Raw genomic sequence first — 17,930 nt, 5'->3', positions numbered from 1 at the left:
GGACCGGCCGGGGCCGGAGCACGCCCGACGCTCCGCCCCGGCCTCGCGCCACGCCCCCGCACGCACGCACGCGCACTCACACACGCACCCACGCACCCCGCACGACTCCAGGAGGACGGATGAAGAGGCCCCGCAGTCGGCTGTCTTCGGCAAGACCCCTGCTCGGCACGGCCCTCGCACTGGTGACCCTGCTCGCTTCGGCGCTTCCGGCAGCGGCCGCCGCGCCCTCACGCTCGGCATCGGCGGCCGCCGGCTCGCCGCGCCCGGTCGTCACGGTGGCGCAGGGCGGCCTGCGCGGACAATCACGGGACGGCGCGCAGGAGTTCCTCGGTGTTCCCTACGCCGCTCCCCCGGTCGGGGAGGCGCGGCTGCGGGCGCCCCGGTCTGCTCCGCGGTGGAACGGGGTGCGCGAAGCCGTGCAACAGGCCCCCGCTTGCCTCCAGTTCTCGCCGTTCGGCCTGGCCGATCCGCGCGCCGTCAGCGAGGACTGCCTGTACCTGGACGTCTACCGGCCCCGGACCGCTCGCCCCGGCGCCCGGCTCCCGGTGGTCCTCTGGATGCACGGGGGTGCGTACAGCCAGGGGACGGGGACGCAGTTCGGCGGACGCACGATGGCCGATCTCACCCAGAGCGTGGTCGTCAGCATCAACTACCGTCTGGGGCAACTCGGTTACCTGGCGCTGCCCGAGCTGGGCCGGGAGAACGCCCAACACTCCGGCTCCTTCGGTCTCATGGACCAGATCGCTGCGTTGCAGTGGACCCGGCAGAACATCGCGGCGTTCGGCGGCAATCCGGGCAACGTGACGATCTCCGGGCAGTCCGCGGGCAGCGGTTCGGTCTGTGCGCTGCTGGCGGCCCCCTCTGCCGCGGGTCTCTTCCACCGGGCCGTGCTGCAGAGCGGTCCGTGCACCCTGCTGCGTACGCCGGACAGCGCGAGCGCCGAGGGGCAGGCCCGGTCCTTCGCCGCGCGGGCGGGATGCGCCGCCGCGTCCGAGGTGGCCGCCTGTCTGCGCGCCGCCTCCGGTGCGGCGCTGGTCGAGGCGGCCCGTACGCTGCCCACCCAGGGCCCGGCGTCGGGTGACGGGCTGCTGCCGGTCCCGCCCGCGCAGGCCATCGGGAGCGGCGCGTGGAACAAGGTGCCGGTGCTGATCGGGAGCACGCGCGCCGAGGCCCGCTTCTTCGTGGCGTTGACGCAGCCGCACCTGACGGCTGAGCAGTACACCGCGCAGGTCCTGGCGGACTACGGGGCCGCGGGTCCCGAGGTGCTCGCCCGCTATCCGGTCGCGGCCCACGGCTCGCCGTACCTGGCGCTGTCGGCCGTCATGACGGACTCGACGTTCGCCTGCCACACGGCGTGGACGGCGCAGCTGTTCGCGTCCCAGGTGCCGACGTACGTGTACGAGTTCGACGACCCGCAGTCGCCGACGCTCGCGGGGGCGCAGGTGCCGGGCCTGGACGAGTCGAACGCGCACAGCGCGGAGCTGGCCTACCTGCACGACTTCACGATGGGCGAGCGCCCGCTGACCCCGGCCCAGGCGGCGCTCGGCACCCGGATGAAGCGCTACTGGGCCGCGTTCGCGCGCTTCGGCGCCCCCGTCGTGTCGGATCAGACCGCGTGGCCGCCGGCCGGCGCCGCCGCCGGTACGGTCCTCAGTCTGAACCCGTCGGCGACGCGGGCGACGTCGTCCTTCGCTGAGGACCACCAGTGCGCTTTCTGGCGGAGTCTGCCTCCCCGGTCCCTCTGACCGGCCGGGACGGGGCCGCCTCGCGGGGAGTTCAGGCGGCTCCGTCCTCGCGGAGCCGGAGCCGGAGCCGGCGGCGGCTGCGGCTGCGGCGTCGGACCAGCGCGAAGCAGGCGCCCGCCAGTGCCACCAGGGCGGCCGTGACCGTCAGGAGCCAGACGGGGATGCCGGGCCCCACGGTGAGCAGTTCGTTGTGGTAGACCGCCCGGCGGTACGGGGTGTCCTCCGCGGTGGCGCGCAGTTCGTGGTCGGCGTCGATGCGGCCCGGCTCCGGGAACTCCTGGTCGATCGCGGTCAGGAACACCGGCTTGCCGCCCGCCAGTTCGGCGATCGGGCCGTCCTTCGGGTGCACGCTGCCCGCGAAGGTCACCTTCGGGGCGGAGCCGCCGATGGTGGAGGCGGGCTCCATGCGGTGGTCGGCCAGCACGTACAGGCCGAGTGACTGGGGAGTCTTCGCCATCCGGGAGAGCCGCATCGGGTAGACCAGCCGGTCGCTGTCGAAGCGGATCTTCAGCGGGTCGAGCTCGCCGCGCAGCACCGTGCCCTGGTGGTGGGGGGCGAGCCGGACGGCCACGTACTCCCACCGCTGGTCGACGTACGGCTGGACCTCGGCGGCGAGGCGGTCGGGGAGCGTGAAGCCGTTGGTCTCCAGCCAGGCCTTCAGGGCGTTCGGGTCGGTGGCGGTGAGGCGGGCGACGTCGAAGTCGCCGAGCTGTTCGCGGCCGACGACGCCGACGGCGGCGTCCCCGGGGCGCAGGGGTGCGTCGCCGACGAGGTCATCGCGGTCGGCGGAGAAGGGCCAGTCGCGGTCGCGCGGCCAGAAGTAGTACCGGGCTTTGCGTTCGGGCCGGGTCAGGTCCCGCAGTGCGCCGAACATGTCGCCGTCGCCGAGCTCCACCGTGGCCCGCCCGGGCACCGGCATGATCCAGGCGGCCCGCTGGGCGTCGCCGCGGACGGTGAACCGCATGACGATCTGCTCGCTGTGGCCGTCCCAGCGGACGACGGAGGTCTCGCGGTCGACGCCGAGCCGGGACTGGCCGTCGGGAACCATGGCCCCGCATCCGCACGCGTACGCGGGGTTGACGAGGGCGCCGAGCTGGGTCACGAGCAGCGCGAGGAGCAAGGCCGGAATTCTTCGTTTCATCCACACGGGCTCTCAGACGAAGGCCCTGGTGATCCGGTTCCGACCCCCCTCGCAGAGCCGCGCGCCCTGGGCTCATACTGTGCCCCATGAGGGGGAGTGAGAAGCGGCAGCATGCTCTGCCGCGCCAGGGCGCCGTGCCGCGCAGTCCGCTGGTTCCGGACGCCGTGGAGGCGGAGATCGCGCGGCACGACTGGGAGTCGACGGAGTGCGGCTGCGGCCGGTCGGCGGGTCATCTGGTGGCGGCCGTGCGGGATGCCGCCGAGGGACATCCGGCCGCGTTCCACGCGCTGGAGGGCCATGCCTTCTTCGCGGAGAACCTGAAACCGCCCGCTCCGGCGGTGTGCGCCGTGCTGATGGCCGTGTGGTCCGCGCACCCGCCGCGGCAGGCGACGCGCGAGGCGCTGCTGTGGACGCTGCTGGCCCTGCTGTGCACGGTGGACGACGGCGGCACCCACGAGGCCGGACTGCACGGGCAGTGCGTCGCCTTCATCCGTACGGGGACCGCGGGCTTCCGCCGCGAACTCGCCGCGGCTCCCGGCTCGGGACCCGCCGCCTACGCGGAGGGCATCCTGGAAATTCTCGGCCTGCCGGCTTCCTAGAGGGTGCCTCGTCTCCAGGTCAGAGCGCTACGGGTGCCGTCGGGCAGGGGTGGTGCGAGGCTGAGATGTGGCCCGGCGTGAGCGGGCTTGCCGCGGACCTCGAGGAGACCGTATGAAGGGCACGACGCGTGCAGGCGTCGCCAGGACCTCGATCCTCTGGCTCGCGACGGGCGCCGTGACCTGCGGCCTGTTGCTGGCCACGGGCCCCGGCGCCGCCGCGCGGCAGCCGGCCGGGCCGCAGGCCCCCGCCCCGCCCTGCACGAGCACACAGCTCGGCGCGGACGCCCGGCAGGTCCGCGGCAGTCAGGTGCGGGTCACCGTGACCAACGAAGGGCCCGCGGCGTGCTCCTTGAAGGGGTTCCCGTCGGTGGCCCTCGCCGGTCAGGGTTCGCCGGACCGCAACAAGCCCCTGAACGTGGTCCCCCAGGGCCGGGCGCGAGCGGTGGAGCTGCCGGTGGGCGGCCGGGCCTGGACCCGGCTGACCTTCACCCCGGTGCTCGGTGAGGCCGACGGGTACTGTGCCTCCGGCGCCGAGCCGACCGTCGCGCCCTCGATCGTCGTGGGCGTGGGCGGCGGCGGACTCCAGGTCTCGCCCGACGGCGGCGGGGAGTTCGCGCTCTGCGGCACCACGGTGCGCGCCACGGCCTTCCGCGCCGCCGGTTCCTGACGCCGTCAGGACGCGGATGTCCTAGGTCGGGGCGGGCAGGCAGCTGCGCAGGAGTTCGGGCGTGGCCTCCTCCAGGGAGCGGGCGAACACCCGCTTCGGTGAAGCGGGGACGGCCAGCAGCGAGGGTACGACCAGGACCCCGCAGCCGGCGGCCTCCGCGGAGGCCGCGCCGTCCGGCGAGTCCTCCACCGCCACGCACTCCCCCGGTTCGAGGCCCAGGCGTCCTGCGGCGGCCCGGTACGGGTCCGGGTGCGGCTTGGTGCGCGTCGTGTCGTCGGCGGACAGGGTGAACACGAAGGGGACGTGGGCGAGCGAGCCCCCGACGACCGAGTCCACGACCACCCGCGGGGAGGCGCTGACCAGGGCGAAGGGCACGCCCTGCGCCGCGAGCGCGGTCAGCAGCCGCTGGGCGCCGGGCCGCATCGGCGCCCCCTGCTCCACCCGGCGGAAGAAGTTGTCGGTGAGGGCCGCCCCCACCTCGTCCGGGTCTCCCCCTCCCGAGACCCGGACGAGGTGCGCGGCGGTGTCCTCGACCGCGCGGCCGACCACTTCGGGGGCGTCCACGTCGGTGAGCCGGTGGCCGAGGCCCCCGGCCACCTCCTCGGTGGCCCGCCACCACAGCCCCTCGGTGTCGACGAGGGTGCCGTCCATGTCGAAGAGGACCGCGGCGAGGGCGCTCACACGGACCTGGCCACGACGAGCACGGGCCGCTCGGCCAGTCCCACGGCGGCCCGCGCACCGGGCACCAGGGCTCCCGCGTCCCGCGAGGGCAGGTCGGCCTTGACCGGTACCCCGCCGGGCAGTTCCAGGTGGAGCCGGGTCACGGAGCCGAAGAAGGAGGCGGACACCACGGTGGCCGTGCCCTGCGCGTCGGCGGTCGCTGTGACGTTCTCAGGTCGTACGAGCACTTCCACGTCCGGGGTCGCGGGCACCGGGCCGTCCACCGGCAGGCGCGTTCCCGCCACCTCCACGAGGCCGGAGTCGGCGAGCCGTCCGGGCAGCCGGTTCATGGTGCCGACGAACTCGGCGACGAAGGGGGTCGCGGGGCGGTCGTACAGCTCGGCCGGGGCCGCGCACTGCTCCAGCCGGCCGGCGTTGAGGACGGCGACCCGGTCGGCCATCGACAGGGCCTCCTCCTGGTCGTGCGTGACGAACACGGTGGTGATGCCCAGGGCGAGCTGGAGGCGGCGGATCTCCTCGCGCAGGTTCGCCCGTACCTTGGCGTCCAGCGCGGAGAGCGGCTCGTCGAGCAGCAGCACCCGCGGGCCCAGGGCCAGGGCGCGGGCCAGCGCGACGCGCTGCTGCTGGCCGCCGGACATCTGGTGCGGGTAGCGGTCGCCGTGGTCGGGGAGGCCGACCAGGTCGAGGAGCTCGGCGGCGCGTTCGCGGCGCTGCGCCGCCCCGACCTTGCGGACGCGAAGCCCGAAGGCGACGTTGTCGCGGGCGGTGAGGTTGGGGAAGAGGCTGTACGACTGGAAGACCATGCCGGCGTCGCGGCGGTTGGCCGGGACCCGGGTGATGTCCTGTCCGTCGACGAGGACCTCGCCGGAGTCGGGCTGCTCGAAGCCGGCGACGACGCGCAGGGCGGTGGTCTTACCGCAGCCCGACGGACCGAGCAGGGCGAGGAGTTCGCCGGGCTCGACGGTCAGGTCGAGTCCGTCGAGGGCGACGGTGGAGCCGAACGCCCTGCGCAGGCCCCGGAATTCGACGCGCGCGCCGCCCGGCTGCTCGGTGCGGTCCGCGGGGGCGGTGTGGTCCGCCGGCTTCCCGGGCGCGGAGAGGGTGGTGGGCATGGGGGTCAGGACTCCTTGCGGGAGGTGGTGGCGGGGGCGGCCGTGGCCGTGGAGGGGGTGGTCCCCGCCCGTGAGAGGGCGATCAGCAGCAGCCAGGTGATGAGCAGGCTGAGGATGGAGACGGCCACCGACATGCGGGCCTGGGCTCCGGAGATCGAGACGATCCACACGGCGAACGGCCGGAACCCGAGGAGCGAGGCGATGGTGAACTCGCCGAGCACCAGCGCCAGGGTGAGGAAGGCGGCGCCGGCAAGCGAGGCCCGCAGGTTCGGCAGGAGCACGCGCAGGACGACGTACGGCCAGCTCGCGCCGCAGCTGCGGGCGGCCTCGACGAGCGTCGGCACGTCGACGGCGCGCATGCCCGCGTCGAGCGAGCGGTAGACGAAGGGCAGTGCCAGGACCGTGTAGGCGAGGACCAGGACGACGGGGAACTTCTCGTTCTGGACCGCGATGAAGGTCTGGTAGAGCGGGGTCCTCGACAGGTGTTCGGGGCCCCAGCGCAGCACCGTGGATATTCCGGTGACCAGGGCGATCGGCGGCACCACCAGCGGCAGCATGCACATCACCTCGACGACCGGGCGCAGCCGTGGGGAGCCGATGCGTACGGCCACCAGCGCGGGCACCGCGAGGAGCAGCGACAGCGCGATGGTCGCGGCGGCGAGGCCGAGGGAGAGCAGCAGGCTCTCGGTGAAGCCGTCGGCGGAGAGCAGTTCGCCGTACGCCTCGAAGCTGACGCCCTGGCCGGGCACGTGCACGGTGAAGACGAAGGAGGCGACGAGCGGGCCGAGGAAGTAGACGCCGGCCAGGGCGAGGACGGCGCCGCGCCAGATCCCGGGGCGGCGGGGGCCGCGGATCCGCCGGGCCGGGGTGCCGCGCGGGGTGGCATCGGGGCGCGAATCCTCGGAGGTTCCTCGCACCGGCCGGTCCGGGTGGTCCTGCACCGGAAGGCGGGCGGGCGGGGTGGCCCGGGCCGGCGGGGCGGGGGTGTTCATCGCAGCCATCGGGCGCTCCGTCGCTGGAGGGGCAGGTAGACCGCCATGACCAGGCCGGCGATCAGGATCATGTCGAGGCCGAGGGCGAGCGCCACGTTCTCCTGGCCGGTGAGCACGTTCCCGGACAGCGCGTCCGCGATCTTGAGCGTGACGAGCGGTACGGAGCCGCCGACGAGGGCCGCGGCCGTGGCGTGGGCGGCGAAGGCGGTACCGAAGAGCAGCACGAACCCGCCTAGCAGGGAAGGGGCGAGCACCGGGAGGCCGACGTGGCGCCAGAACTGCCATCCGGTGGCCCCGCTGCTCTGGGCGGCTTCGCGCCATTGCGGGCGCAGTCCGTCCAGCGCCGGGGCGATCACCAGGACCATCAGCGGGATCAGGAAGTACAGGTAGACCACGGTCAGGCCGGTGAAGGAGTACAGGTTCCAGCCGAGGCCGCCGAGATCGGCGAGCTGGGTGACGACTCCGGAGATGCCGACGGTGGCGATGAAGGCGAACGCGAGCGGCACGCCGCCGAAGTTGGCGAGCACGCCCGAGGCGGTCAGTGCCGCGCTGCGCAGGCCCTTGGAGCGGGAGGTGACGACGGCCTGGGCGATCACGACGCCGACCACTGCGCCGACGAGTGCGGTGAGGGCAGAGAGCTGGACGCTGCCGACCAGCGAGCCGAGGTAGGGGCCCTGGAGCGAGCGGGTGAGGTGTTCGCCGGTCAGCCGGGTGGCGCCGCTCTCCTGGTCGGTGCGGGTGACCGCGCCGAAGGCCATGGCGCCGAGGGGGATGCCGAAGCAGAGCCCGGTGAAGACGAGGAGCGGGAGGGCCGCGAGCCAGGTGCGCGGGCCGCGCCGCCGGCGACCGGTGCCGCCGGCGGCGTGTGAGTCGGAGGTGGACATCAGGAGAGTGCCTTGTCCCACTTCTCGGCGAGGGTGGCCTTGGCCCGGTCGAGCTCCGCGGAGGCCGGGAAGGCGGGGGTGCCCTGGACCTGCGGGAGCTTGGTGACGGCGTCCTTGTCGGCGGTGCCGTCCTCGGTCATGACGGGCAGCAGCACCGGGCGGGCGTGCCCCTTGAGCCAGAGGTTCTGGCCCTCGGCGCTGTAGAGGAACTCCATCCACAGGCGGGCGGCCGCCGGGTTCGGGGCGTCCACGTTGATGGCCTGCGAGTAGAACTGGGCGAAGACGCCGTCGGCGGGGACGGTGACCTTCCAGTCGACGCCCTTGCCCTTGAACTGCTCGGCGTAGCCGGCGTTCAGGTAGTCCCAGTCGATGGAGATGGGCGTCTCGCCCTTCTCGACGGTGGCCGGGGTGGACTCGACCGGGATGAAGTTGCCGCTCTTCTTCAGCTGTCCGAAGAAGTCGATGCCCGGCTGGATGTCCGCGAAGGAGCCCTTGTTGGCGAGCGAGGCCGCGTAGACGCCGCCGAAGGCCGAACCGGACTTGGTGGGGTTGCCGTTGAGGGCGACCTTGCCCTTGTACTCCGGCTTGAGGAGGTCGGCGAAGGTCTTGGGGCAGGTGGTGATGCGGGCCGCGTCGCAGCCGATGGAGACGTAGCCGCCGTAGTCGTTGTACCAGCGGGCGTCGGCGTCCTTCTGGGAGCCGGGGATCTTGTCCCAGGCGGTGACCTTGTACGGGGCGAAGAGCTTCTCGGCGGCGCCGCTGCGGGCGAAGGCGATGCCGAGGTCCAGCACGTCGGGGGCGCGGTCCTGGCCCTTGCGGGACTTGACGGCGGCTATCTCGTCGGCGCTGGAGGCGTCCGGGTTCTCGCTGTTGACCTTGATCTTGTACTTGGCCTCGAAGGCCTTGATGACCTCGCCGTAGTTCGCCCAGTCCGGCGGCAGCGCGATCACATTGAGCTTGCCCTCCTTCTGCGCGGCGGCGACGAGGGCCTCCATCGAGCCGAAGTCGGCCACCGAGGCCGCGGCGCCCGGCTGTACGCCGGTCTTGGTGGCGCCGGCGCCACCGGACTTCTGGTCGGGTGCCGCACCACACGCGCTGAGCGTGGTGAGTACGGCGGCGCTGAGCAGTACGGCCGCACCGCGACGGGCGGAGGAACTGAGCACGGTCTCTCCCGGAGACGAGGGTGGGTTCACTTGTCTGAACAAGTTGGCACCAGTTCGCCCGGGCCCGCTGTACGGACGGTGAACGGCGCCCGTCTCCGGGAGCACGGCTCGACGAAGAGATGAGAACGACCGGAATAAGTCGTGACAGGGCATGTTGGAATGATCATGAGTGCAGAATCGACGGGGTGATCCGCGTGATCCGCACACACCGATCAGGGGGCGAAGGGCATGGGCACGGTCCGGTATCTGGAGATCGCCGACGCGCTGCGCCGGGCGATCCTCTCCGGCGAGCACCCGGTGGGCTCCCAACTGCCCTCGGAGAGCGACCTGGCCGCCCGGTGGTCCGCGTCGCGCGGCACGGTCCGCCAGGCGGTGGCCACCCTCGCCGCCGAGGGACTGATCGGTTCCCGGCAGGGCGCGCGGAGGATCGTCCTGCGCCACGAGCGCAGGCACAGCTTCGGCGAGCTGAACAGCTTCGCCCAGTGGGCCGACGGGGTCGGGCACGAGGCCGCCAGCCGCTTCCTCTCCCGCACGCGCAGGCCCGCGACCACCGAGGAGGCGGAACGGCTCGCGGTGGCACCGGGCGCCGAGGTCCTCGCGGTGCTGCGGCTGCGCCTGCTCGACGGGGAGCCCACCATGGTCGAGCGGACGGCCTACCCCGACTGGGTCGCGGCGGCCGTGGAGGCGATGCCGGAGGACTGCCGCTCCATCATGAACCGGCTCGCGGAGGACTCCGGGGTCGTCGCCCACTACGGCGAACACCTCATCGACGCCCTTCCGGCCGGCAGCGAGGACGCCCGGCTGCTGGCGGTCCGGCGCGGCAGCCCGCTGCTGCGCCAGCGGCACGTCTCCGCCACGGCGACCGGTCGCCCGATCGAGTGGTCGGACGACCGTTACCGGGCCGGCAGCGTGACCTTCAGTGTGAGCAACTCGGCAGTAGCAACTCCCTTGGAACGGCGCACCGGCGACCGCTGATCGAAGCCCGGCGGCCACCGGGGGCGGCGGCCACGGGCAGCTGGTCGACGACTCGGTCCGGGCCCTGACCGGGCACCCCGGCCCGGGCTCCGGGTCAGGTGAGGGCCCCCTCGCCACCTGTCACGGGATGTCGGCCCGCGGGGCCTGGGGTGCGACGTCCTCGGGGACCGCGGAGAGGACGAAGCCGTGGCCGGCCGGGTCGGCGTAGCGGCGCAGGCCGGTCCGGCTGCCCGGCATGCTGCCGTCGCCCTCCGCGGCCACCGGGCGGGCCCCGAGGGACACGGCCTCGCGCTCGGCGTCGTCCAGGTGCCGCGCCTCCACCAGGATGCACACATGGGCCTGTTGGGAACCTTCGGGGAGCGGCCAGCTGGGTGGTGCGTGGTCGGGGTCGTGGCGGATTCCGAGTACCACGCCGGCGCGGCCGGTGACGAGGATGAGCCCCTCGTCACCCGGGGCGGGTCCCGTGGTGGCACCGAGCAGTTCGGCGTAGAACCGTGCCAGCAGCTCGGGCTCGGCACTGTCCAGGACGAGAACGGGGGTCTTGGGTACGGTCATGCACGCCGTTTGCCCCCTACCGGCGCCGGCACACGGCGTGTGCCCGACGGCCGGAGCCGGACGAGCCGGGAAGCCCCGCCCCTCGGCCTACGCCCGCCCCCTTGCTCTCGCGGAGGGGGCGCACCGTGTCGGTGACCAAGGCCGGGGCGCCGGCCACCGTCAGCACCGGCGACACCGCCTCCGGCACCCCGGGCGCCACCACCGGCAACGACACGATCCGCGCGGGCTACGGCACCGGCACCTGCACCACCGACGCGGGCGACATCCGCATCAGCTGCCCCTGGCGTGCAGGCCACGTACGGCACGGCACGGCACGGCGGGCCGAGCAGGGCGTCGGCGCCCCCCGCGCACGCCCCCGCATCCGGCCCGCCGCAAGTGGTTCGTCACCTCCCCGGGCCGGGGGTCGTTAGGGCCTGGGGGTTGATCCGGGGGACGAAGGGATGACGGTATGCGGCAGTTTCCTCTGGAAATGCACCACGTGGCGCCCGGCCGGGTGGTCGAATGGCGGCTCCGGTCCGCGTCGGCGGACGCCGGCGGCACGGACGATCCGGCGAGCAGGAAGGCGTCCTTCAACCAGGACAAGCACTTCACCGTCGCCGAGGAGAGCCGCGCGGCCGACGACCCGGTCGCGTCCTGGGTAGCGGTCACCTTCGAGGTGGCGGGCCCGCTCGACGAGGAGGCCCTGGCGCAGTCCCTGCTCACCTTCGTCCGGCGGCACGAGGTGCTGCGGTGCGCCTTCCGCCGGCTGGCCGGCGAGCTGGCCTGTGAGCCCTTCGACCCCGCCGGGCTCGCCCTCGACCCCCTGGACGTGGGCACCTTCGAGACCGCCGAACTGCTGAACGGATTCCTCGTCGAACGGTTCCAGCAGAGCATCGACACGCTCGCCTGGCCGCTGTTCATCATGGGCGCGGTGATCCGCGAGGACTCCGCGACGGTCTACCTCACCTTCGACCACATCGTCTGCGACGGCATGTCGATGCCGATCGTCGCCCGCGAGGTGATGACCACGTACGAGGGCCTGTGCCGCGGCGAGGACGTCGAACTGCCGCCCGCCCCCAGCTACCTCGACTTCGCCGACGAGCAGCGCCGCCGCTACCTGTCGATCGACGCCCGCGACGAACGCCTGGACTACTGGAAGGAGTTCATGGGCCGGGCCGGCGAGTTCTTCCCGCGCTTCCCGCTCGACCTGGGAGTCGAGCCCGACCGGATGTACCCGATCGTCAACGAGGCCTCCCTGCTGCTGGACGCCGGTGAGGCCGAGGTCTTCGAGAAGACCTGCCTGACGGTCGGCGGCAAGCCCTTCATGGGCGTGCTCGCCTCCGTCGCCGTGTGTCTGCGCGAAGCCGGCGGGCCGGGCGTCTACCGGGGCCTCATGCCGGTCAGCGAGCGAGGCCGGGACACCTGGACGAATTCCGTGGGCTGGTTCGTCAACACCATGCCCATCGAGTTCGACGCCTCCCCCGGCCGCGACTTCGCCCAGGTCATGGCCTCGGTGCGGGCCGGCTTCACCGAGATGATCGGCCACGTCGATGTGCCGTTCGTGCGGGCGTGGGAGCTGCTGGCGCCCGAGGAGTTCGCCGCCCGCGCCTGGCCGCATCCGGTGAACTTCTTCTCGTACATCGACATGCGCCGGTGCCCGGGCGCCGAGCGCCACGAGGATTGGCGGCCCACCACCCACGTGTGGTCGGCGCGCGCCAACGGGGCCTGCTCGTGGTTCCAGCGGGACACGGACGGGCTGCACATGAACTCCCTGTACGTCGACACCCCGGCGGCCCGCCGGACCATGGACGACTTCCAGGAGGCGCTGCGCCGCACCCTCCAGGAGATCGTCCGCTCCGGGGGCTTCCGCCGGCCCATCGCGCTGACGCCGCCGCGGCGGCCGGTGGGCACCCCGCTGGACGTCGCCGCGTACGCGCGGCGCCGCTGACCCCGGGGCCCGGGGGTCGTCGTCCCGTCCTCAGAGACGGGCCGCGCGCCGCAGGAGCAGACCGCGCTCCTGCGCGTTGCGCGTGAGCGAGGCCGCGCGCTCGAACTCCGCGCGGGCCTCCTGCGCCGGCCGAGCCGCTCCAGCAGGTCGCCCCGTACGGACGGCAGCAAGTGGTACGCGCTCAGGGCCGGTTCCTGCGCCAGGGCGTCGACCAGCGGCAGGGCGGCCTGCGGCCCCTCGGCCATGGAGACCGCCACGGCCCGGTTGAGCTCCACCACCGGCGAGGGGACCAACCGGACGAGGCGGCCGTAGAGCGCGGCGATCCGCGGCCAGTCCGTGTCCTCGTAGCGGACGGCCGCGGCGTGGCAGCCGGCGATGGCGGCCTGCACGGAGTAGGGGCCGTTCCCGGCGCGGCCGAGGGCCCGCACGCCGCGGGCGATGAGCAGGCGGTGCCACCGGGCCCGGTTCTGGTCGGCGAGCAGCACCGGTTCCCCGTCGGGGCCGGTGCGGGTGGCGGTCCGGGACGCCTGGAACTCCAGCAGCGCGGCGAGGCCGTGCACCTCGGGTTCCCTGGGCATCAGGCCCTCCAGGACACGGGCCAGGCGCAGCGCGTCCTCGCAGAGCGCGGGGCGCAGGAGATCGTCCCCGGCGGTGGCCGAGTAACCCTCGTTGAAGATGAGGTAGATGACCTCCAGGACCGAGGAGAGCCGCGCCTCGCGGTCGGTTCCGTAGGGGACCTCGAAGGGGACGCCGGCCGTGGCGAGGACCCGCTTCGCCCGGACGATCCGCTGGGCGACGGCGGGTTCGGTGGCCAGGAAGGCGCGGGCGATCTCCTGGGTCGTCAGCCCGCCCATCAGCCGCAGGGTGAGGGCGATCCGGGCCTCGGTGGCCAGGACGGGGTGGCAAGCGGTGAAGATCAGGCGCAGCAGGTCGTCGTCGATGTCTTCGGGGTCCGCCGGTTCGGCCGGCGGCGGTACGTCCTCCAGGGCGCGGCCCACCTCGGCGAGCTTGCGCGCGTAGGTCTCCTTGCGGCGGACGAGGTCGATGGCGCGGTGCTTGGCGGTGGCCGTGAGCCAGGCGCCCGGCCGGTCCGGGACGCCGGACTCCGGCCACTGTTCGAGCGCCGCGACCAGGGCGTCCTGGGCGATCTCCTCGGCGATGCCGACGTCCCGCACGATCCGGGCGACGCCGGCGATGATCCGCGCGGACTCGATCCTGAACACCGCTTCGACCGCCTGGGCCGCACTCACTGCCGTCACGGCCACCCATCAGAGCAGCCGTGACGGGCCGGGGCAAACGCGGCGCGAGCGCCCCGGGATCACATCTCCTCGATCTCCCGGACCTCGGCGCCGACGTTCCACTCCGCCGGGTGGATCTCGAGGAACCGCTTGGTCCACTCCAGGGCCTCGGCCTTGTCCTTGCACTGGATCAGGGTGTAGCCGCCGACGACCTCCTTGGTCTCGGTGAAGGGGCCGTCGGTGTAGCTGATCTTCCCGCCGGACCAGTTCACCCGGGTCCCCTCGGGGGTGCGGAGCAGGCCGGCCGTGTCGAGCAGGACCCCGGCCTTGGTGATCTCCTCCATGTAGGCGCCCATCTTCTCCAGGAACTCGGGCGGGAACTCGGTGTCGGTGGTGAGCTCCTGCTCATTGATGCGGATCAGCGTCAGGAAGCGCGGCATGGTGACTCCTCGGTCGGGAGGGCGGGGGCTGTCCCCGCCTCTCACCCCTGCGTCGAACGGGAGACACCCGGATCGACAGCTCCCGGGAAATTCTTCGAAGATTTTCCGGAGCCGGCCACCGGGACGTCAGCGACTGTCACCCGTCCAGTCCCAATGGGCCGGGTCGCCGGCGCGGCGGAGGTAGTGGGCGCGGCCGCCCGCTCCGTACCGTCCTATCTCCGTGGGGAGCCGGGCCTCCTCCGCGAGCCGGGCCGCGCTCCAGCCGGTGATGTCCAGGAGCAGCCCGTCGAGCGGCCCGCCGACCAGTTCGCCGTACGCGTGGTCGGGGCGCGGGCCCGGGTCGGGGTCCTCGTGGTCGGCGCCGTAGACCCGGCGCCGGAGCATCCTGTCGTCCATGTCGATCAGCTTCACAGGTGCCACTGACAATGCGGCGATGATGGGGGCCGCCCTCCGGCTCGGGGGGCGTACGAGCGAGGAGCGACACGCATGGCACGTCGGGTGCACCAGCCACTGGAGAACCAGGAGTTCGATTTCATCCTGTCGATGACGACCGGACCCGTTCTCGCCTACTTCTGCGGCAGCTGGCCGAAGGCCGTCGAGGCCTGCCGCGCGATGGACGCGGTGGTCGGCGAACTGACCGAGGAGTACGGCACGCGCTTCACCGCCGTCCGCACCGACATGACGCGGTGCCCGGAGCCGACCCGGCGCTACGGGGTGACCGTGGCGCCGACCGCCGTACTCATCAAGGACGGTGAGGCGGTCGCGAGCCAGGCGGGACCGATGTCGCGCGAGGAGTTCCGGGCGTTCCTGGACGCCCACCTCTGAGCCTCGGGCGGGGTGACGGCCTACCCCACGGCCCGGACGAGATTTCCTGTACAGTCGTCCAGGAAATAGCGTTCCTTCAGTCAGCCGTTCGTCACTCATTCAGCCCCCAGAAGTGGAGGCGGCCATGCACACGGTCGCTCAGATCCTGATCGGCCTCGTGGCCGCACTGCACGCGTACTTCCTGGTCCTGGAGATGTTCCTGTGGCAGCGCCCGCCCGGCCGCGCGCTGTCCGGCTTCGACGCCGACACCGCCCGCCTCACCGCGCCGCTCGCCGCCAACCAGGGCCTCTACAACGGCTTCCTGGCCGCCGGTCTGATCTGGTCGCTCGTGATCGACTCGCTCGCCACGCAGGTGTTCTTCCTCGTCTGCGTGATCGTCGCCGGGGTGTACGGGGCCGCGACCGCCAACCGCCGGATCCTCGTCGCCCAGGCCCTGCCCGGCGCCCTCGCCCTCGGCGCGGCGCTGCTGGCCGCGTGAGCCCGGCGGACTCCCGCGCACCGGACCCGCGCACGGCCCGGACGAAGGCGCGGCTGCGGGAGAGCCTGCTCGCGGAGTGCGCCACCACACCGCTCGCGGAGGTCAGCGTCGCGGCGGTGGTCCGCCGGGCCGGCGTCGGCCGGGCCACGTTCTACCTGCACTACGAGGACCTCACCGCGCTCGCCGTGGACGCCTGCGCCGACGTGGTGCGCGCCGCGGTGGACGCCCTGCACGCCTGGCAGACCGGCCCGGCGGCGCTGCCCCCGGCGCGGCCGCCCGCGGGACTGGCCGGATTCCTGGCCGGGGCGGCCGAGCGGGGGCCGCTCTACCGCACCCTGCTCCTCCCGGGCGGCGGCGGCCCGCTCGGCGACCGCCTCCACCGGGAGCTGCGGGAACGCGCCCGCGCCGAGCGCGCGGCCGTGGGAGCCCCGCACCCGGACCTGGTCGCGTCGGCGGTGGCCGCCGCCTTCACCGGCGTACTCGCGGACTGGCTGCACGGCGCCGTCCCCGCCGATCCGGGCGCCCTGGCGGACCACCTGTGGCGCCTGCTGCTGGCCCTCCATCGGGCGGGGTAGCAGCCCGCTCCGGGCTCGGGACGCGACGTACGAGACCCCGGCGGGCCCCGGACGTACGAGACCGCGGCGGGACCGGGACGTGCGAGAGCCCCGCCGGGGACCGGCGGGGCTCAGCTCACGGGCCGGGCTCGTGAAGCGGCACTACGAGAGGGGGACCACCTGCTCTGCCTGCGGGCCCTTGGGGCCCTGGGTGACGTTGTACTCGACCTTCTGGTTCTCCTCCAGCGACTTGAAGCCGGTGGTCGCGATGGCGGAGAAATGCACGAACACGTCCGGGCCGCCGTCGTCCTGCTGGATGAACCCGAACCCCTTCTCCGAGTTGAACCACTTCACGATGCCTGTTGCCATCTGGCTGATCCTTCTCAACGTTCCACTGCGGGCCGCATATGCGGCCGTCTCGATCCTGCCCAACGGTCCCCCACAGCACACGCTGAACGCGGCCAACCGTGGCGCGGCGCGCATTCGAACTTCCTGTCGGCTTGTCCGTGAAAAGGGGGAGCAGCTCCTTCCGGAGGCCGTCCGGAAGGCCTCCGAGAGGGGACGGACATGAGCGGGTTCGCGACATTCAAGGTGCCCGATCGGGTGACGGGGACGGCGGCGGACGAGGCCCTCGGCCGGGCGATGACAGCCGCCTGGCAGCGGGACGGGATCTTCCAGATCCTGGCCGACGCGGGGCAGCGGGCACGCACGCGGGAGGCGATGGCGGCGAGCCGCCGGTTCTTCGCGCGGCCGCCGGCGCAGAAGACGGCGTACGTCAACGACACCTCGTACAGCGGGTACATCGCCTCCGGCGAGGAGGTCACGGCCGGCGAGCGGGACGCGTCGGAGATCTTCACCATCACCCCGGACCTGACGGCCGACCGCCGGCTGCCGTGCCACGGACCGGTGCCCTGGCCCGATCCGGAGTACCGCGCGGCCATGGAGGCCTACCTCGCGGGGGTGGGCGCGCTCGGCGAGCGGCTGCTGCGGCTGGTGGCGCTCGGCCTGGGCCCCGGCCTCGGGCTGGGTCCGGCCGGTGTCGACCGGCTCGCCGGGCTGACCCGCGGCGGCTGGCACCACATGCGGGTGCTGCGCTTCCCGGCCGCCTCGCGCACGACGGAGCGCGGCATCGGCGCGCACACCGACTACGGACTGCTCGTGATCGCCGCCCAGGACGAGGTCGGCGGCCTCTTCGTGCGCCCGCCGGTCGCCGGCGAGCGCCGCCCCCGCAACTGGCTGCCCGGCGAGAGCACGGCGGGCTTCGCCCAGGACTCCCCCGGCTGGTCGTACGTGACCCCCGTACCGGGGGTGCTGACGGTGTTCCCCGGGGACATCCTGCAGTTCCTGACGGGCGGCGCGCTGCTGTCGACCCCGCACAAGGTGCGGCTCGCGGACCGGGAGCGGCACACGCTGGCCTATTTCCACGAGCCGCGCTTCGATGCCGTGGTGCGGCCGCTGCGGCCCGAGCCGGGGGACGACACGGCGATCCACTACGGGGAGCACTTCACGCGCATGTTCATGCGCTGCTATCCGCGGCGGGCAACGACACGGCGGATCGAGGCCGAGGGGCTGCTGCCGCGGCTCGGCGCGGTCCGCTGACCCTGCAGCCCAGGCAGTCGGCGTGCCCGGCGCGGGCGGTGGTGTCCCGGGTGCGCCAGTCCCAGTCGGCCTCCGGGCGGGGCCCGCTCGGCTTGCCCCAGCCGGCGAGGTGCAGGAGCCAGGTGACGATCCCGGCCGCGGCGACGACGCCGAGGCCGAGCCAGATCCCGGGGGTCCAGGACGCGCAGACGGCGGCGCCCGCTCCGGCGAAGCCCAGCAGGGCCAGGGTGGTCCCGGTCCAGCCGGCCACCGTGTGGCCGAGATCGACGTGGCCGTGCGCGCTCATGGTTCTCCCTGGTCGGTCGGGCGGCAGTAGGCTCGGAGAGAGGATTCATTTATCTCACGAGCTAAGTAA

21 protein-coding genes and 1 pseudogene are annotated in these 17,930 nt (G+C 73.3%); 10 read left to right on the top strand and 12 right to left on the bottom strand.

Features of this window, described 5'->3' with window-relative positions; all coding sequences use genetic code 11:
* The first annotated feature begins 119 nt into the window (after positions 1-119).
* Positions 120-1,745 (top strand): carboxylesterase/lipase family protein, encoded by a 1,626-nt coding sequence (locus ACFYP3_RS03290; protein ID WP_388825927.1) that lies wholly within the window; start codon positions 120-122, stop codon positions 1,743-1,745.
* A gap of 31 nt (positions 1,746-1,776) precedes the next feature.
* Here the strand turns inward: ACFYP3_RS03290 and ACFYP3_RS03285 are convergent, their stop codons facing one another.
* A complete protein-coding gene (locus ACFYP3_RS03285) occupies positions 1,777-2,886 on the bottom strand; it encodes a DUF2330 domain-containing protein (RefSeq protein ID WP_388825924.1) in 1,110 nt (369 codons plus the stop codon).
* An 86-nt stretch (positions 2,887-2,972) separates the two neighbouring features.
* Between ACFYP3_RS03285 and ACFYP3_RS03280 the strand changes: the two genes are divergently transcribed.
* Together ACFYP3_RS03280 and ACFYP3_RS03275 are read left to right on the top strand one after the other, a co-directional pair.
* A complete protein-coding gene (locus ACFYP3_RS03280; protein ID WP_388825921.1) occupies positions 2,973-3,485 on the top strand; it encodes a hypothetical protein in 513 nt (170 codons plus the stop codon).
* Positions 3,486-3,597: 112 nt separating this feature from the next.
* Positions 3,598-4,152 (top strand): DUF4232 domain-containing protein, encoded by a 555-nt coding sequence (locus tag ACFYP3_RS03275; protein WP_388825918.1) that lies wholly within the window; start codon positions 3,598-3,600, stop codon positions 4,150-4,152.
* Between the two features lie 21 nt (positions 4,153-4,173).
* On the opposite strand, the gene ACFYP3_RS03270 is transcribed toward ACFYP3_RS03275, so the two are convergent.
* Genes ACFYP3_RS03270 through ACFYP3_RS03250 form a run of 5 tightly spaced genes read right to left on the bottom strand, consistent with a single transcriptional unit; the run spans position 4,174 to position 8,984 of the window.
* Positions 4,174-4,833 (bottom strand): HAD family hydrolase, encoded by a 660-nt coding sequence (locus tag ACFYP3_RS03270; RefSeq protein WP_388825915.1) that lies wholly within the window; start codon positions 4,831-4,833, stop codon positions 4,174-4,176.
* Entirely contained in the window at positions 4,830-5,945 is a 1,116-nt protein-coding gene (locus ACFYP3_RS03265; RefSeq protein WP_388825912.1) for an ABC transporter ATP-binding protein, read from the bottom strand. The genes ACFYP3_RS03270 and ACFYP3_RS03265 overlap by 4 nt, the downstream gene beginning before the upstream one ends.
* Positions 5,946-5,950: 5 nt before the next feature.
* A complete protein-coding gene (locus ACFYP3_RS03260; protein ID WP_388825909.1) occupies positions 5,951-6,946 on the bottom strand; it encodes an ABC transporter permease in 996 nt (331 codons plus the stop codon).
* Positions 6,934-7,821 (bottom strand): ABC transporter permease, encoded by an 888-nt coding sequence (locus tag ACFYP3_RS03255; protein WP_388825906.1) that lies wholly within the window; start codon positions 7,819-7,821, stop codon positions 6,934-6,936. The genes ACFYP3_RS03260 and ACFYP3_RS03255 overlap by 13 nt, the downstream gene beginning before the upstream one ends.
* Positions 7,821-8,984, bottom strand: a complete 1,164-nt coding sequence (locus ACFYP3_RS03250; RefSeq protein ID WP_388825903.1) for an ABC transporter substrate-binding protein — start codon at positions 8,982-8,984, stop codon at positions 7,821-7,823. The genes ACFYP3_RS03255 and ACFYP3_RS03250 overlap by 1 nt, the downstream gene beginning before the upstream one ends.
* 228 nt (positions 8,985-9,212) lie before the next feature.
* Between ACFYP3_RS03250 and ACFYP3_RS03245 the strand changes: the two genes are divergently transcribed.
* Positions 9,213-9,959: a GntR family transcriptional regulator gene (locus ACFYP3_RS03245; protein WP_388825900.1), complete on the top strand. Its 747-nt coding sequence runs from the start codon at positions 9,213-9,215 to the stop codon at positions 9,957-9,959.
* A gap of 120 nt (positions 9,960-10,079) precedes the next feature.
* Here the strand turns inward: ACFYP3_RS03245 and ACFYP3_RS03240 are convergent, their stop codons facing one another.
* Positions 10,080-10,514: a VOC family protein gene (locus ACFYP3_RS03240; protein ID WP_388825898.1), complete on the bottom strand. Its 435-nt coding sequence runs from the start codon at positions 10,512-10,514 to the stop codon at positions 10,080-10,082.
* A gap of 125 nt (positions 10,515-10,639) precedes the next feature.
* On the opposite strand from ACFYP3_RS03240, the gene ACFYP3_RS03235 reads away from it, so the two are divergent.
* Together ACFYP3_RS03235 and ACFYP3_RS03230 are read left to right on the top strand one after the other, a co-directional pair.
* Complete coding sequence (locus tag ACFYP3_RS03235) at positions 10,640-10,924, top strand: hypothetical protein (protein WP_388825895.1); 285 nt, start codon at positions 10,640-10,642, stop codon at positions 10,922-10,924.
* A 38-nt stretch (positions 10,925-10,962) separates the two neighbouring features.
* Positions 10,963-12,441 (top strand): condensation domain-containing protein, encoded by a 1,479-nt coding sequence (locus ACFYP3_RS03230; protein ID WP_388825892.1) that lies wholly within the window; start codon positions 10,963-10,965, stop codon positions 12,439-12,441.
* A gap of 30 nt (positions 12,442-12,471) precedes the next feature.
* Here the strand turns inward: ACFYP3_RS03230 and ACFYP3_RS03225 are convergent.
* From ACFYP3_RS03225 to ACFYP3_RS03215, 3 genes and pseudogenes are all read right to left on the bottom strand, one after another.
* Positions 12,472-13,691, bottom strand: a pseudogene (locus ACFYP3_RS03225) (RNA polymerase sigma factor).
* Positions 13,692-13,759: 68 nt separating this feature from the next.
* The gene (locus tag ACFYP3_RS03220) at positions 13,760-14,119 is read right to left on the bottom strand and encodes a YciI family protein (RefSeq protein ID WP_388825889.1); all 360 of its coding nucleotides are present in this window, start codon (positions 14,117-14,119) and stop codon (positions 13,760-13,762) included.
* 126 nt (positions 14,120-14,245) lie between these two features.
* On the bottom strand, positions 14,246-14,515 hold the full coding sequence (locus ACFYP3_RS03215) for a hypothetical protein (RefSeq protein ID WP_388826099.1): 270 nt from the start codon (positions 14,513-14,515) through the stop codon (positions 14,246-14,248).
* A 90-nt stretch (positions 14,516-14,605) separates the two neighbouring features.
* On the opposite strand from ACFYP3_RS03215, the gene ACFYP3_RS03210 reads away from it, so the two are divergent.
* The 3 genes from ACFYP3_RS03210 to ACFYP3_RS03200 all read left to right on the top strand — a co-directional run bounded on the left by ACFYP3_RS03210 (position 14,606) and on the right by ACFYP3_RS03200 (position 15,997).
* Positions 14,606-14,944 carry a thioredoxin family protein gene (locus ACFYP3_RS03210; protein WP_388825886.1) on the top strand — a complete coding sequence of 113 codons (339 nt, stop codon included), beginning with the start codon at positions 14,606-14,608 and terminating at the stop codon, positions 14,942-14,944.
* A 124-nt stretch (positions 14,945-15,068) separates the two neighbouring features.
* Complete coding sequence (locus tag ACFYP3_RS03205; RefSeq protein ID WP_388825883.1) at positions 15,069-15,422, top strand: DUF1304 domain-containing protein; 354 nt, start codon at positions 15,069-15,071, stop codon at positions 15,420-15,422.
* Positions 15,419-15,997 (top strand): TetR/AcrR family transcriptional regulator, encoded by a 579-nt coding sequence (locus ACFYP3_RS03200; RefSeq protein WP_388825880.1) that lies wholly within the window; start codon positions 15,419-15,421, stop codon positions 15,995-15,997. Before ACFYP3_RS03205 ends, ACFYP3_RS03200 begins: the two co-directional genes overlap by 4 nt.
* A 141-nt stretch (positions 15,998-16,138) precedes the next feature.
* On the opposite strand, the gene ACFYP3_RS03195 is transcribed toward ACFYP3_RS03200, so the two are convergent.
* The gene (locus ACFYP3_RS03195) at positions 16,139-16,345 is read right to left on the bottom strand and encodes a cold-shock protein (RefSeq protein WP_361759745.1); all 207 of its coding nucleotides are present in this window, start codon (positions 16,343-16,345) and stop codon (positions 16,139-16,141) included.
* A 198-nt stretch (positions 16,346-16,543) separates the two neighbouring features.
* Between ACFYP3_RS03195 and ACFYP3_RS03190 the strand changes: the two genes are divergently transcribed.
* On the top strand, positions 16,544-17,575 hold the full coding sequence (locus ACFYP3_RS03190) for a 2-oxoglutarate and iron-dependent oxygenase domain-containing protein (RefSeq protein WP_388825877.1): 1,032 nt from the start codon (positions 16,544-16,546) through the stop codon (positions 17,573-17,575).
* On the opposite strand, the gene ACFYP3_RS03185 is transcribed toward ACFYP3_RS03190, so the two are convergent.
* Positions 17,493-17,861 carry an HGxxPAAW family protein gene (locus tag ACFYP3_RS03185; RefSeq protein ID WP_388825874.1) on the bottom strand — a complete coding sequence of 123 codons (369 nt, stop codon included), beginning with the start codon at positions 17,859-17,861 and terminating at the stop codon, positions 17,493-17,495. The genes ACFYP3_RS03190 and ACFYP3_RS03185 overlap by 83 nt on opposite strands.
* Positions 17,862-17,930 lie beyond the last annotated feature (69 nt).

Origin of the sequence: Streptomyces sp. NPDC005533 (assembly GCF_042871845.1) — a bacterium.
Taxonomy (GTDB): Bacteria; Actinomycetota; Actinomycetes; order Streptomycetales; family Streptomycetaceae; genus Streptomyces.
The sequence above is the reverse complement of the archived record's forward strand: the minus strand, read 5'-3'. Positions and strand labels throughout refer to the sequence as shown.

Bases quoted from the DNA above. Each gene is read 5' to 3' on its own strand.
- ACFYP3_RS03290 (WP_388825927.1), top strand. From the start codon at position 120: ATGAAGAGGCCCCGCAGTCGGCTGTCTTCGGCAAGACCCCTGCTCGGC.
- ACFYP3_RS03285 (WP_388825924.1), bottom strand. From the start codon at position 2,886: ATGAAACGAAGAATTCCGGCCTTGCTCCTCGCGCTGCTCGTGACCCAG.
- ACFYP3_RS03280 (WP_388825921.1), top strand. From the start codon at position 2,973: ATGAGGGGGAGTGAGAAGCGGCAGCATGCTCTGCCGCGCCAGGGCGCC.
- ACFYP3_RS03275 (WP_388825918.1), top strand. From the start codon at position 3,598: ATGAAGGGCACGACGCGTGCAGGCGTCGCCAGGACCTCGATCCTCTGG.
- ACFYP3_RS03265 (WP_388825912.1), bottom strand. From the start codon at position 5,945: ATGCCCACCACCCTCTCCGCGCCCGGGAAGCCGGCGGACCACACCGCC.
- ACFYP3_RS03260 (WP_388825909.1), bottom strand. From the start codon at position 6,946: ATGGCTGCGATGAACACCCCCGCCCCGCCGGCCCGGGCCACCCCGCCC.
- ACFYP3_RS03255 (WP_388825906.1), bottom strand. From the start codon at position 7,821: ATGTCCACCTCCGACTCACACGCCGCCGGCGGCACCGGTCGCCGGCGG.
- ACFYP3_RS03245 (WP_388825900.1), top strand. From the start codon at position 9,213: ATGGGCACGGTCCGGTATCTGGAGATCGCCGACGCGCTGCGCCGGGCG.
- ACFYP3_RS03240 (WP_388825898.1), bottom strand. From the start codon at position 10,514: ATGACCGTACCCAAGACCCCCGTTCTCGTCCTGGACAGTGCCGAGCCC.
- ACFYP3_RS03230 (WP_388825892.1), top strand. From the start codon at position 10,963: ATGCGGCAGTTTCCTCTGGAAATGCACCACGTGGCGCCCGGCCGGGTG.
- ACFYP3_RS03220 (WP_388825889.1), bottom strand. From the start codon at position 14,119: ATGCCGCGCTTCCTGACGCTGATCCGCATCAATGAGCAGGAGCTCACC.
- ACFYP3_RS03215 (WP_388826099.1), bottom strand. From the start codon at position 14,515: ATGGACGACAGGATGCTCCGGCGCCGGGTCTACGGCGCCGACCACGAG.
- ACFYP3_RS03210 (WP_388825886.1), top strand. From the start codon at position 14,606: ATGGCACGTCGGGTGCACCAGCCACTGGAGAACCAGGAGTTCGATTTC.
- ACFYP3_RS03205 (WP_388825883.1), top strand. From the start codon at position 15,069: ATGCACACGGTCGCTCAGATCCTGATCGGCCTCGTGGCCGCACTGCAC.
- ACFYP3_RS03195 (WP_361759745.1), bottom strand. From the start codon at position 16,345: ATGGCAACAGGCATCGTGAAGTGGTTCAACTCGGAGAAGGGGTTCGGG.
- ACFYP3_RS03190 (WP_388825877.1), top strand. From the start codon at position 16,544: ATGAGCGGGTTCGCGACATTCAAGGTGCCCGATCGGGTGACGGGGACG.
- ACFYP3_RS03185 (WP_388825874.1), bottom strand. From the start codon at position 17,861: ATGAGCGCGCACGGCCACGTCGATCTCGGCCACACGGTGGCCGGCTGG.